Source organism: Leifsonia sp. Ger2509, assembly GCF_055231915.1.
This window is the reverse complement of the sequence record NZ_JBUYVB010000003.1, coordinates 283,119-295,227: the sequence shown is the minus strand read 5'-3', so window position 1 is coordinate 295,227 and position 12,109 is coordinate 283,119. Positions and strand designations below refer to the sequence as shown.

Here is a 12,109-nt window from a genome sequence, read left to right as displayed (position 1 = left end):
TCTCCTCCGGTTCGGATCGCGGTCGGCTAAGCCGATTTGGTCTGGGCGATCTTCGCGAGCAGTCCGTTGATGAACCCGGCCGAGTCATCGGTCGAGAGCACCGTGGCGGACTCGACGGCCTCGGAGATCGCGACGCCGTCAGGGACCTCGTCGTTGAACACGACCTCCCAGACGCCGATCCGGAGGATCGCGCGGTCCACCACCGGCATGCGCGCAAGGGTCCAGCCCTGCGCATACGTCTCGATCAGTTCGTCGATCTCGTCACCGTTGTCGATGACGCCGTCGACGATCTCCCTGGCGTAGAGCCAGGAGGCCTCACGCTGCGGCTCGCTGGCCGCACGCTCGGCTTCGGTGGCGAGCGCCTGGTTCAGCGGGATCTGGCGCAGGTCCGCACCGTACAACACATCGAGCGCTCGCTTGCGCGCCTTCGTCCGTGCACTCATCGCGTTCGCGGTCAGTCGTTGACGCGGCCGAGGTAGTCCCCGGTGCGCGTGTCGACCTTGACCTTGGTACCGGTCTCGAGAAAGAGCGGCACCTGGATCTGGTAGCCGGTCTCGACGGTGGCAGGCTTCGTGCCGCCGGTCGAGCGGTCGCCCTGGAGGCCGGGCTCGGTGTAGGTGATCTCGAGGGTCACGGAGGCGGGCAGCTCGACGTAGAGCGGCTCGCCGTCGTGCAGCGCGACGGTGACCGACTGGTTCTCGAGCATGAAGTTCGAGGCATCGCCGACGACGACGCCGGAGACGGTGAGCTGGTTGTAGTCGGAGACGTCCATGAACACGTAGCCGTCACCGTCCTGGTACAGGTACTGGAAGTCGCGGCGGTCGACGTTGGCGGTCTCGATCTTCGCGCCGGCGTTGAAGGTACGGTCGACGGTCTTGCCGCTGGTGACGTTCTTCAGCTTGGTGCGCACGAACGCACCGCCCTTGCCGGGCTTGACGTGCTGGAACTCGATCACCGTCCACAGCTGGCCGTCCATGTTGAGGACGACGCCGTTCCGGATGTCAGCGGTTGAAGCCATGCGAGAGTATTCCGATCGATTGAGGAAGCGTGAGGTGGGCCGGCGGCGACACGAACGCCGGCAGCCGACGATGGACCCTGGCCCACGGTGGGTGCCGGATGCCCGGCGACCACAAGAGATTCTAGTTGTCAGACCGGGTTTCGGCGAATAAAGGCGAGTGCGAGGCGGTACGACTCGAAACCGAAGCCTGCGATCACGCCCGTCACGACCGGGCTCAGCACACTGGTGTGCCGGAATTCCTCGCGCGCGTGCGGGTTCGAGATGTGAACCTCGACCACGGTGATCCCGGCCTTCGAGACCATCGAGACCGCGTCCTGCAGCGCATACGAGTAATGCGTCCACGCTCCGGCGTTCAGGATGACGGGCGTCCGTTCGTCGACAGCAGCGTGCAGCCAGCCCAGCATCAGCCCTTCATCATCCGTCTGGCGCAGGTCGATGGTGAGCTCCGGCGCATCCGACGCGAGAAGAGACCGCAGGTCATCGAGTGTCGCGGAACCGTAGATCTCGGGCTCCCGGGTGCCGAGGCGGCCGAGGTTCGGTCCGTTCAGGACGAGGACTGTGCTCATGGCGAATCAGCCTACTGGCGCTTCGCCGGGGGCGAGCGGACGCACACGCACCGCGGACCACGTGTCGTCGACGGCGACGTTGCTGTTCGGCCGCCAGCCGAACGCGGGCGACTCGCGGATGATCGTGTCACGGTTCAGGTCGACCCTGTTCGCCTTCGGATAGCAGAACCAGACGGCGCGGGCCGGTTCGAGGCCGGGCAGCTCCGAGGCGAAACGCTCCAGGAGCTCGGCCCTGCTGGTCACGAAGACGATCACGACGGCCGCTTCCGCTGCGGACCCGCGCGAGAACTCGGCGCCATCCGGCAGTGCGCCGGGCCGGGCCGCGTCGCCATCCGATGCCCCGACCACTGCGACCGTGTCGCCCGGCTTGATCTGCAGCTTCTGCGCGACAGTGCGTTCCGTCATCGTCAGGAGCCGATCTCCTGGTATGCGGCGAAGAGGAGGCTGGCGTCCGGACCGGCGAGCACCGTCGGGCGTGCGACGTCGTCGAGCACGATGAATCGCAGCATGCTGCCACGGGCCTTCTTGTCCCGCTGCATCGTTGCCAGCAGGGTCTGCCAGCGCCCGAGCGGGTAGGTCACCGGCAGGCTCAGGGATTCGAGGATGCGCTTGTGGCGGTCGGCGACCTCGTCCGAGAGCCGTCCGCTCAGGCGGGCGAGTTCCGCCGCGAACATCATGCCGACGGCGACCGCGGCGCCGTGACGCCACTGGTACCGTTCCGCGTGCTCGATCGCGTGGCCCAGCGTGTGACCGTAGTTGAGGATCTCGCGAAGTCCGCTCTCGGTGAAGTCCTCGCCGACGACCCGCGCCTTGATGCCGATCGAGAGTTCGACGAGCCGGCGGAACTCGGGAGCGCGCGGATCCGTCGCACGGTCCACATCCGCTTCGATGATGTCGAGGATCTCAGGGTCGGCGATGAAGCCGCATTTCACCACCTCGGCGAAGCCGGCGAGGATCTCGTTGCGCGACAGCGAATCGAGAGTGTCGAGATCGGCAACGACCGCGGCAGGAGCGTAGAACGACCCGACCAGGTTCTTGCCCTCGGCGGTGTTGATGCCGGTCTTGCCGCCGACCGACGCATCCACCATGCCGAGAAGGGTCGTGGGCACCTGCACGAGGCGCACCCCGCGCAGCCAGGTCGCGGCGACGAAACCGGCCAGATCGGTGACCGCGCCGCCGCCGAAGCCGATGACCGCATCCGAGCGGGTGAAGTCGGCCTGCCCGAGCACCTGCCAGCAGAACGCCGCCACCTCGACCCGCTTGCCGGCCTCGGCGTCGGGGATCTCGGCCAGCAGCACTTCGTACTCCCCGATCAGGGATTCGCGCAACTCCGCGGCGGCCGCGCCCAGCGTCGGCGGATGCACGATCAGGACCTTCTGCACGCCGGGACCCAGATGGACGCCCAGCGAGCTCAGGAGCCCACGGCCGACCAGGACGGGATATGGATGTTCCCCCGGGACGATGATCTCCGTGGCGCTGTCGAGTGGTTCGGTCATCGGATTCCTTCCACCCAGCGGGCGATGTCTTCGACGACGGCGTCGAGCGGACGCGTCGACGTGTCGATGGTGTAGTCGGCGAGGGATGCGTACAACTCGGCCCTGCTGTCCACGAGCGCCTGCCACGAGGCGATATCGGTCACGAGCGGCCGCTTCGCGTTACCGATCCGGGCTGCTACGGCCTCGGGGCTCACGGTGAGCAGGATGACGGAGGCGGCCGCGAGGTCCGCGCGTGTCTCCGGATCCAGCACGGCACCCCCGCCGAGCGAGACGACGGCGTGGGCGCTCAGCGCACGGGCGACGGCCTCGCGCTCCAGTCCCCGGAAGTACGGTTCCCCGAACTCGGCGAAGATCTGGGGTATGGGACCATGTTCGGCGACGATCTCATGGTCGGTGTCGATGAACGCTCGCCCCAACCGGACCGCCAGTCGCTTGCCGATCCTGGTCTTGCCGGCCGCAGGCGGACCGATGAGGACGACGGTCACGGAGCGTACGGTGCCGACAGGCGCGCCGTCGCGAGATTGGCCGGGATCGCGTCGAGGTAGGCAGCGAGATTGCGGCTCGTCTCGGCGACCGAATCTCCTCCGAACTTCTCGATGACGGAGTTGGCGAGAACGAGGGCGACCATCGCCTCCGCGACGACGCCGGCCGCCGGAACCGCACAGACGTCGGAGCGCTGGTGGTGTGCGGGCGCCGCCTCGCTGGTCGCGACGTCGACCGTCCGGAGCGCGTGCGGAACGGTGGCGATCGGCTTCATTCCCGCCCGGACCCGCAGGACCGTCCCGGTGCTCATTCCGCCTTCGGTTCCGCCCGCTTTGTCGCTGGTCCGGGTGATCTCTCCCCCGGCCTGCACGAGCTCGTCGTGCGCCTGCGAGCCGCGACGGGTCGTCGTGAGGAAGCCATCGCCGACCTCGACTCCCTTGATCGCCTGGATCCCCATGAGGGCTGCAGCGAGCTGCGAGTCGAGTCGGCGGTCCCAGTGCACGTGCGAGCCCAAGCCGGGCGGCAGTCCGTACGCGAGGACCTCGACGACGCCGCCGAGGGTGTCGCCTTCCTTGTGCGCATCATCGACTTCTGCGACCATCCGTTCGGAGGTCTCCGGGTCGAAGCAACGAAGCGGATCCGCGTCCAGGGCCGCGACGTCGGACGGCAGCGGGAGCGGAGTGTCCTCAGGGACACGGATCGGACCGATCGCCAGCGTGTGGCTGACGAGGGTGATGCCCAGCTGCTCGAGGAACGACCGGGCGACGGCGCCGAGCGCGACCCGTGCGGCGGTCTCGCGTGCGCTCGCACGCTCCAGGACCGGACGGGCCTCGTCGAAACCGTACTTCTGCATCCCGACGAGGTCGGCGTGGCCGGGCCGCGGCCGGGTGAGCGGTGCGCCCCGCCCGCCGGAGAGCTGTGCGGGGTCCACTGGCTCCGGGCTCATCACGTCGACCCATTTCGGCCACTCGGTGTTCCCGATGCGGACAGCGACGGGGCTGCCGAGGCTGTAACCGTGCCGCACGCCTCCGGAGAGCGCGAGTTCGTCCTGCTCGAACTTCATCCGGGCGCCACGGCCGTAGCCGAGCTTGCGGCGGGCAAGGTCGGCCCGGATGCCATCGAGCGCCACGGGCACGCCGGCGGGCAGGCCCTCGAGGATTGCGATGAGTTCCGGGCCGTGAGACTCTCCGGCGGTCAGCCAACGAAGCATGGTATCGATTCTGGCACAGCGGATGCGCCCGGAATTCCGGTCCGGCGCAGCGGCGCGACGCTACTGCTCGTCCTCGTCGGTCCGCTCGAGGGGCTGGCCGGTCGCATCGATCCCGACGGCCTCGAGCATCGCTGCGAGCACCTCTTCTTCGTTCTCGAGCGGCTGGAGCGGATCGCCCCCGACGAAGATCCTGACCTGGAGAAGTGCCTGGTGCGTGAGCATTGCGAGCCCGGAGACGACGCTTCCGCCCACCGCTGTCCAGGCCTGTGCGAGCGAGCTCGGCCAGGGGTCGTATGAGACGTCGAGCAGTGTAGCGCGGCGGCGCGTCGAGTCGGTGAAGAGAATCTCGTTCGCCGCGCCGGCAGGGAGCGTGCTGACGACGAGGTCCGGCACATCGAGTGTGCGGTCGGCCTGACCGAGCGAGCGGATCTGGATCATCAGTCCGAGTGAGTGCGCGAGGGGCTCCAGCCAGATGCTCCGCTCCAGCGAGCGGGCGGCGACAACCACCTTCTCCGCGCCGAGTTCCGCAGCGGCGACCATCGCGGATGCGGCTGTCGCGCCACCGCCGAGGATGAGCACGTAGCGGGCGGTGGTGAGTCCGGATGCTGCGAGGGCGCGGACGATGCCCGCGACATCCGTGTTGAACCCGCGGATCACCACGGAGGTGCCGTCGTGTTCGTCCGTGACGTCGTGTTCGTCGACGGCCGCTGTTGCCTCGTCGCCGTCGAGCGCGGCGACCGCCGACTCCGACTCGTCGAAGAGCACGGTGTTCGCCGCGCCGGTGGTCGTCGCGACCCGGTCGACGTCGTTGAGGATGGGGATGACGGCCTGCTTGAGCGGCATCGTCAGGGACAGGCCGCGCCACTCGGCATCGCGGGCGCACGCGTCGATGAACCCGGGCAGCGCCTCCTCGGTGACCTCGACGGCCTCGTAGGTCCAGTCCAGCCCCAGGGCCGCGTATGCGGCTGCGTGAAGGACCGGTGACTTGGAGTGCGCGATCGGCGACCCCAGCACGGCGAGCCGGCGGGCGGCGGCGAGTTCGTCATCCGCCGGTGCTTCGAGCTCGGCTTCGAGTTCTTCGGCTTCGTCGAGTTCGGCCGGTTCGGCACCATCGTCGGCAGCGTCCTCGCCGACCGCGACGGACGCGACGCCTTCGGCCTCGTCGTCGAGTACCTCGACCTCTTCGAATTCGCTCACCTCGGCAACGATGTCCGCTTCCACGAGTTCGTCGATGCTCTCATCCGCCGCGGGGCCGTGCGCAACGGGCGTCACGGTGTCGGCCGGCTTGTCGCTGTTGCTATCCATACCCGGGGTTGTCCCTCATCCATTGCTGCCATTTCTCGACGGCAGCGTCGTGTTGTGCCTGCGTGGTCGAGAAGATCGTCTCACCGGTCTTGAGGTTCCAGGTGACGAAATACATCCACGTTCCGGCCGCCGGGTGAAGTGCTGCGTTGATCGCCAGGTCGCCGGGGTTGGAGATCGGCCCCACCGGCAGTCCCTCGTGGACGTACGTGTTGTACGGGTTGGAGGCATCCGCACGTTCCGCGTCGGTCGTCGTCACCGTATCCGTGTGTCCGGTCCCATAGGCGACCGTCGCGTCCGACTGCAGCTTCCAGCCCTGTGCGAGCCGGTTCAGGAACACACGGGAGACTTTGGGGTAGTCGGGGGCGAGCCCTGCCTCACGCTGGACGATCGAGGCGAGCACGACCGTCTTCCAGCGGTTTGCCGGTGCGACGCCGGCATCGTCGAGGGCCGTGAAGCTGCGGTCGACGAGTGTCTTGATCACGTCGTGCGCGCTCGTGCCCGGCGTGAACTTGTAGGTGGCCGGAAAGAGGAATCCTTCGAGCGTCTTCGCCTCAGCGGGAACGCCGTAACTCGCGACATCGGCGGCCGCCTTCTGCAGGTCGGCGAGCGGGAGCTTCGTCGCATCGGCGAGTAGAGGGAGGATGTCCTTCTCGGCCGTGCCCTCGGGGATGACCGCCGTTTGGTCGACACGCGATTTCGGATCCTCGAGCATCGTCAGGGCCGCCTGCGCGCTCATCTGTTTCGCGAGGCGGTATGCGCCCGGCTGGAACACCGGCTCAGGATGCTGCTTCAGAAGGAGGCTGTAGAACGCGTCGAACGTCTTGGTGACGCCGCCCTTCTGCAGCGTCGTCGCGATATCGGAGCCGTTGTCCCCGCTCTTGATCGTGATCAGCACCTCGCCCGTTCCTGACCCTGTGTAGTCGTTCGGCTCGAAGCTCGCGATGATCTTCGCGACCTGGGGCTGGAAGATCGCGTAGGCGGTTCCCGCCAGCCCTCCCAGGACGGCCAGGACGACGATGGTGACCCACAGCGGCTTCAGGCTCCGCTTCTTCTTGCTGGGCTTCTGGTGCGAGACGTAGTGCTGCTGGCGCCATGCGAGCGGGGATTCGTGGTGCTGCGCGGGCATCGTCTCTGGCGGAGCGAGCGGGGTCGCCTCACGGTCTGACATGTCCACCCCGGCACGCGCGCGCCGGGCTTCGGCCTCGCGTGCCTCCCGGCGGGTGAGGGGCTGGCCGGCGGGCGGCGCAGCCGCGATCTCGGGCGCATCACCGGCATCGGATTGGAACAGCGCGTCGAACGCGTCGAGTTCGTCGCGGGCGCCGTCATCCGGCGCGACCGGGCCACTGTGCCCAGGCGTAGGAGGATTGTGCGACACGCTAGATTCCAATGTTCGGTTCGACGAGGGTGCCCGGCGGACGACCCGCGGCACGCTCCGCATCGAGGGCGTGCTGCAGAATGATGGTGGCAGCGACCTGGTCGACCACCGGCCGTGCACTTTTCGAGTTCTTGCCCGACGCCCGGAGTGCCGCGTGGGCGGACACCGTCGACAACCTCTCGTCGACCAGCCGCACGTCGGCTTCAAGGTCGGTCGCCAGCGTTCTGGCGAAATCGACCGCATCGCCGGTGGATGCAGTGTGAGCGCCAGAAAGTGCGAGCGGAAGTCCGACGATAACCTCGAAAGCTCCGAGTTCAGTCACAATCCCTGCGATCCTCAGGCGATCCGCACCATCCTCGGAGCGAGCGACCGTCTCGACCGGCGTGGCGAGCATGCCATGGAGGTCGGAGCGGCTCACGCCGATCCGAACCTTGCCGACGTCGATGCCGACACGCACGCCTGACCGCACTGAGGCCCCTATCCCGCTATCGCCTGGGTCACGGCAGCGAGGGCTGCAGGGATGGCATGGGGATCGGCGCCGCCGCCCTGGGCGAGGTCGTCCTTGCCGCCTCCGCCGCCTCCGAGAACACCCGCGGCGACGCGCGCGAGGGCACCGGCCTTGACACCGGCATCGCGTGCCGCCTGGTTCGTCGCGACGATGACGACCGGCTTCTCGGCGATCTCCGCGGCCAGGGCGATGACGGCCGCATCGGATCCGAGGCGTTCGCGCACCGTGGTGACGAGCAGGCGCAGATCGTCGCTCGAATTGAGCTTGCCCGCGTCCTGGGCGACGAGGCGCACGGGACCGTGGTGCGCAGCAGAGTCGAGGAGGGCCGGAACCTTGTCGAGCACGGCTCGCGCCTCGAAGGCGGCGATCCGCTTCTCCGCCGTTTTCAGGCTCGCGACCAGGTCGGCGATCTTTTCGGGCAGTTGCTCCCGCGGGGTCTTCAGGCTTCCGGAGAGCTGCGACACGATCGCTCGCTCGGCGGCGAGATCACGGAACGCTTCGATACCGACCAGTGATTCGACCCGCCGATTCGTCGAACCGACCGAAGACTCGCTCACGAGGTTGATCATTCCGATCTCGGCGCTCGAGACGACGTGCGTTCCGGCGCAGAGCTCGCGCGACCATGGGCCGCCGATGTCGACGACACGCACCGTCTCCCCGTACTTCTCGCCGAAGAGGGCCATGGCACCCAACGACTTCGCCTGCGCGAGGGGCATCTCGCGTGTGACCACCTCGAGGTTGTCGCGGATCGCGTTGTTCGAGATCTCTTCGATCTCGGAGCGCGTGTCGGCCGAGAGGCCCTGGTTCCACGAGAAGTCGAGTCTCAGATAGCCCGCCTTGTTGTACGACCCGGACTGGTGAGCGTTGGGGCCGAGCACCTGCCGGAGGGCCGCGTGGATGATGTGCGTGCCCGAGTGCGCCTGTCGAGCACCCCGACGGTAATCCCGGTCGACGACGCTGGTCGCCGGCGACCCGACACCGACCTCGCCGCTCCGCACCTGGACGGTGTGACTGATCAGACCCTTCACGGGCTTCTGGACGTCGAGGACCTCGAGTTCGTAGCCGGGGCCGACGATGAGCCCGGCGTCGGCATCCTGGCCGCCGGATTCCGCGTACAGCGCGGTGGCTCCGAGGATGACCTCGGCGACCTGGCCGGCAGCGGCCGAGCGCACGGACTCGCCGTCCACGATCAGCCCGAGCACTGTCGACTCCGTCTCGAGCTCGGTATAGCCGGTGAAGACGGTCTCACCGAGCGAACGGAATGTGCTGTAGACCGAGAGGTCTGCCAGCGCGGTCTTCTTCGCCTTCGCATCCGCCTTCGCACGAGCGCGCTGGCCGGCCATGAGCGAGTCGAACGCCTTACGGTCGACGCTAAGCCCCGCCTCCTCGGCCATCTCCAGAGTCAGGTCGATCGGGAAGCCGTAGGTGTCGTGCAGGAGGAACGCCGTGTCACCCGCGAGCTCCGACTTGCCAGCGCGCTGGGTGTTCGCGACTGCGGTGTCGAGGATGCCTGTACCGCTTGTGAGCGTACGCAGGAATGCTTCCTCTTCTGCGAAGGCCAACCGCGAGATACGCGTGAAGTCTGAAGCGACCTCGGGGTAGGCGGCAGCCATCGCATTTCGCGAGGTGGCGAACAGCTCGGGGAACGTCGCGGTCTCGACGCCCAGCAGTCGCATCGACCGCACTGTGCGCCGGAGAAGTCGGCGCAGGATGTAGCCGCGACCCTCGTTCGACGGCGTGACGCCGTCGGACATGAGCATGAGGGCGCTGCGCACGTGGTCGGCGATGACGCGGAGCCGCACATCGTCCTCGTGAACGGCGCCGTAGGTCTTACCTGCCAGGTCGGCGGCACGATCCAGCACGGGCCGAACCTGGTCGATCTCGTACATGTTCTCGACGCCCTGTTTGAGGAACGCGACGCGCTCGAGGCCCATGCCCGTGTCGATGTTCTTTCGTGGAAGGTCGCCGAGGATATCGAAATCGGCCTTGCCGGTTCCCTCGCCACGCAGGTACTGCATGAAGACCAGGTTCCAGATCTCGACGTAGCGGTCGTCGTCCGTCGCAGGTCCACCATCGATGCCGTATGCAGGCCCGCGGTCGAAGAAGATCTCGGAGCACGGACCCGCCGGACCGGGCTGCCCGGTCGACCAGTAGTTCGTGTCCTTGCCGAGGCCCTGGATGCGCTCGTCGGGCAGCCCGGCGATACGGCGCCAGATCTCTCGGGCTTCGTCGTCGTCTTCGTAGACGGTGACCCAGAGATCCTTGGGCTCGAAGCCCAGGCCGCCGTCGGCCTCACTCGCGGTCAGGAGCTCCCACGCGTAGGTGATCGCCTGTTCTTTGAAGTAGTCGCCGAACGAGAAGTTGCCGCACATCTGGAAGAACGTGCCGTGGCGCGGTGTCTTGCCGACCTCTTCGATGTCGTTCGTCCGGATGCACTTCTGAACGCTCGTCGCGCGCGGGAACGGCGCGGGGACGAGCCCGGTCAGGTAGGGAACGAAAGGGACCATGCCTGCAACGGTGAAGAGCAGCGATGGGTCGTCGCTGACCAGCGAAGCGGAAGGAACGACGGTGTGGCCGCGGGCAGCGAAGAAATCGAGCCAGCGCCTGTGGATTTCGGCAGTCTGCATGGGTTCCGGTAGGTAGAAGGGGGTGGGCAGGGTCGAGGGGCCGGACTAGGCCTCGGCGTCTTCGATCGCGGAGCGCAGTTCGGCCTCGCGCTTGCGGTAACCGTCGGAGACGGCCTCCCCGAAGTCGCGTGCTTTCTTGTCGAGCTCGGAGAAGAACTGCTTGCCCTGAGGGGTTTCATTGACCTTGTGCGCCACGGCGAAACCGATCGCTATGCCGACGACGAGCCACAGAAAACTCTTCATGGTGATTTACTCCCTGGTGAATGAGGCGTCGTTCGCGAACGGAACGCCTCGGGTCAGTTTAGTGCGTGCTTCCGCGCTTCTGCCGGGAGCCGGGACGAGCTGTGGAATCAGCCGGAGCACCTTTGCCTGCACCCGCAGTCGCCCGGAAAGCGGCCCGGACCGCCGCGCTGAATCCGGCGAGCTTGATGAGCGGACCGCCCACCGTCGCAGCGAACAGCGCCACGAGCGCAGAGACGTTGCCCGTGACATCTGCAACGTTCTTGGTGATCACGTCAACCCGGGCGAGCTGCTTATTGGTCTCCTGGATCGTCGTCGCGGTCTCCTCGAGGATCGGAGTGAGCCCGTCGCTCGCGTCCTTGATGGCCGAGCGGGTCTCGTCGAGCACGCGCCCGAGTTTGACCAGCGGCAGGGCGATGAACCCCACGAGGACGGCGAAGACCACCGCCGCGATGAGCCCTGCGATGTCGCCACCGGTCACGAGTCCACCATCCATTCCGCCAACGGCATATTACGGGATCGCCCGTCCTAAACGCATGAAGCGGGCCACCCCGAGGTGACCCGCTCCCTAGCGTAGACGCAAGTTATCGAGCTGCGTAGTACTCGACGACGAGCTGGACCTCGCACGTGACCGGAACCTCGGCACGCTTCGGGCGACGCACCAGGCGCGCGTGAAGCTTGTCGAGCTCGACCTCGAGGTAGGCCGGAGTCTTGGGCAGGACATCGACGTGACCGCCGGCAGCCGCGACCTGGAAGGGCTCGGTGCCCTCGCTGCGCGCCTTGACGTGGATCAGCTGACCCGGCTTGACACGGAACGACGGACGGTCGACGAGCTTTCCGTCGACGAGGATGTGACGGTGCACGACCATCTGGCGGGCCTGTGCGGTCGTGCGGGCGAAGCCGGCACGGAGCACGAGAGCGTCCAGACGCATCTCGAGGAGCTCGACCAGGTTCTCACCGGTCAGGCCCTGGGTGCGACGGGCCTCTTCGAACGCGATGCGGAGCTGCTTCTCACGGATGCCGTACTGCGCGCGCAGACGCTGCTTCTCGCGCAGACGAACGGCGTAGTCGGAGTCGGCCTTGCGCTTGGTGCGGCCATGCTCGCCGGGAGCGTACGGACGCTTCTCGAGGTACTTGGCGGCCTTCGGGGTCAGGGCGATGCCCAGCGACCGCGACAGGCGGGTCTTGCTACGGGTACGTGACTTGGTAGACACGAGTTCCTTTCGGTTGTCTCTCTAACGGTGTGAATGCAGGCACACAGGATCGTCCTGCAGTATTAGA

General features: G+C 67.3%; 14 protein-coding genes. All 14 read right to left on the bottom strand.

Annotated features, from left to right (window positions below):
* Positions 1 to 26 precede the first annotated feature (26 nt).
* The 14 genes from nusB to rpsD all read right to left on the bottom strand — a co-directional run bounded on the left by nusB (position 27) and on the right by rpsD (position 12,042).
* Complete coding sequence (gene nusB, locus ACV7NN_RS01680) at positions 27 to 443, bottom strand: transcription antitermination factor NusB (RefSeq protein ID WP_463347859.1); 417 nt, start codon at positions 441 to 443, stop codon at positions 27 to 29.
* Between the two features lie 11 nt (positions 444 to 454).
* Positions 455 to 1,018: an elongation factor P gene (efp, locus tag ACV7NN_RS01675; RefSeq protein WP_463347858.1), complete on the bottom strand. Its 564-nt coding sequence runs from the start codon at positions 1,016 to 1,018 to the stop codon at positions 455 to 457.
* A gap of 128 nt (positions 1,019 to 1,146) precedes the next feature.
* Positions 1,147 to 1,584, bottom strand: a complete 438-nt coding sequence (locus ACV7NN_RS01670; RefSeq protein WP_463347857.1) for a type II 3-dehydroquinate dehydratase — start codon at positions 1,582 to 1,584, stop codon at positions 1,147 to 1,149.
* 6 nt (positions 1,585 to 1,590) lie between these two features.
* Positions 1,591 to 1,989: a hypothetical protein gene (locus ACV7NN_RS01665; RefSeq protein WP_463347856.1), complete on the bottom strand. Its 399-nt coding sequence runs from the start codon at positions 1,987 to 1,989 to the stop codon at positions 1,591 to 1,593.
* A gap of 2 nt (positions 1,990 to 1,991) precedes the next feature.
* Positions 1,992 to 3,080, bottom strand: a complete 1,089-nt coding sequence (gene aroB / locus ACV7NN_RS01660) for a 3-dehydroquinate synthase (protein WP_463347855.1) — start codon at positions 3,078 to 3,080, stop codon at positions 1,992 to 1,994.
* Positions 3,077 to 3,565, bottom strand: coding sequence for a shikimate kinase (locus ACV7NN_RS01655; RefSeq protein ID WP_463347854.1), 489 nt, complete (start codon positions 3,563 to 3,565; stop codon positions 3,077 to 3,079). Before ACV7NN_RS01655 ends, aroB begins: the two co-directional genes overlap by 4 nt.
* Positions 3,562 to 4,773, bottom strand: a complete 1,212-nt coding sequence (gene aroC, locus ACV7NN_RS01650; RefSeq protein WP_463347853.1) for a chorismate synthase — start codon at positions 4,771 to 4,773, stop codon at positions 3,562 to 3,564. The genes ACV7NN_RS01655 and aroC overlap by 4 nt, the downstream gene beginning before the upstream one ends.
* Positions 4,774 to 4,833: 60 nt before the next feature.
* Entirely contained in the window at positions 4,834 to 6,078 is a 1,245-nt protein-coding gene (locus tag ACV7NN_RS01645) for a shikimate dehydrogenase (protein WP_463347852.1), read from the bottom strand.
* The gene (gene mltG, locus ACV7NN_RS01640) at positions 6,071 to 7,453 is read right to left on the bottom strand and encodes an endolytic transglycosylase MltG (RefSeq protein WP_463347851.1); all 1,383 of its coding nucleotides are present in this window, start codon (positions 7,451 to 7,453) and stop codon (positions 6,071 to 6,073) included. Before mltG ends, ACV7NN_RS01645 begins: the two co-directional genes overlap by 8 nt.
* 1 nt (position 7,454) lies before the next feature.
* Entirely contained in the window at positions 7,455 to 7,922 is a 468-nt protein-coding gene (ruvX, locus tag ACV7NN_RS01635; RefSeq protein ID WP_463347850.1) for a Holliday junction resolvase RuvX, read from the bottom strand.
* 8 nt (positions 7,923 to 7,930) lie between these two features.
* The gene (alaS, locus tag ACV7NN_RS01630) at positions 7,931 to 10,588 is read right to left on the bottom strand and encodes an alanine--tRNA ligase (protein ID WP_463347849.1); all 2,658 of its coding nucleotides are present in this window, start codon (positions 10,586 to 10,588) and stop codon (positions 7,931 to 7,933) included.
* Between the two features lie 45 nt (positions 10,589 to 10,633).
* Positions 10,634 to 10,831, bottom strand: a complete 198-nt coding sequence (locus ACV7NN_RS01625) for a hypothetical protein (protein WP_463347848.1) — start codon at positions 10,829 to 10,831, stop codon at positions 10,634 to 10,636.
* 58 nt (positions 10,832 to 10,889) lie between these two features.
* Complete coding sequence (locus tag ACV7NN_RS01620; protein WP_463351210.1) at positions 10,890 to 11,309, bottom strand: DUF948 domain-containing protein; 420 nt, start codon at positions 11,307 to 11,309, stop codon at positions 10,890 to 10,892.
* Between the two features lie 103 nt (positions 11,310 to 11,412).
* Positions 11,413 to 12,042 (bottom strand): 30S ribosomal protein S4, encoded by a 630-nt coding sequence (rpsD, locus tag ACV7NN_RS01615; RefSeq protein ID WP_163289739.1) that lies wholly within the window; start codon positions 12,040 to 12,042, stop codon positions 11,413 to 11,415.
* Positions 12,043 to 12,109 lie beyond the last annotated feature (67 nt).

Bases quoted from the DNA above. Each gene is read 5' to 3' on its own strand.
- ACV7NN_RS01670 (WP_463347857.1), bottom strand. From the start codon at position 1,584: ATGAGCACAGTCCTCGTCCTGAACGGACCGAACCTCGGCCGCCTCGGC.
- efp (WP_463347858.1), bottom strand. From the start codon at position 1,018: ATGGCTTCAACCGCTGACATCCGGAACGGCGTCGTCCTCAACATGGAC.
- aroC (WP_463347853.1), bottom strand. From the start codon at position 4,773: ATGCTTCGTTGGCTGACCGCCGGAGAGTCTCACGGCCCGGAACTCATC.
- aroB (WP_463347855.1), bottom strand. From the start codon at position 3,080: ATGACCGAACCACTCGACAGCGCCACGGAGATCATCGTCCCGGGGGAA.
- alaS (WP_463347849.1), bottom strand. From the start codon at position 10,588: ATGCAGACTGCCGAAATCCACAGGCGCTGGCTCGATTTCTTCGCTGCC.
- ACV7NN_RS01625 (WP_463347848.1), bottom strand. From the start codon at position 10,831: ATGAAGAGTTTTCTGTGGCTCGTCGTCGGCATAGCGATCGGTTTCGCC.
- ACV7NN_RS01665 (WP_463347856.1), bottom strand. From the start codon at position 1,989: ATGACGGAACGCACTGTCGCGCAGAAGCTGCAGATCAAGCCGGGCGAC.
- nusB (WP_463347859.1), bottom strand. From the start codon at position 443: ATGAGTGCACGGACGAAGGCGCGCAAGCGAGCGCTCGATGTGTTGTAC.
- ACV7NN_RS01645 (WP_463347852.1), bottom strand. From the start codon at position 6,078: ATGGATAGCAACAGCGACAAGCCGGCCGACACCGTGACGCCCGTTGCG.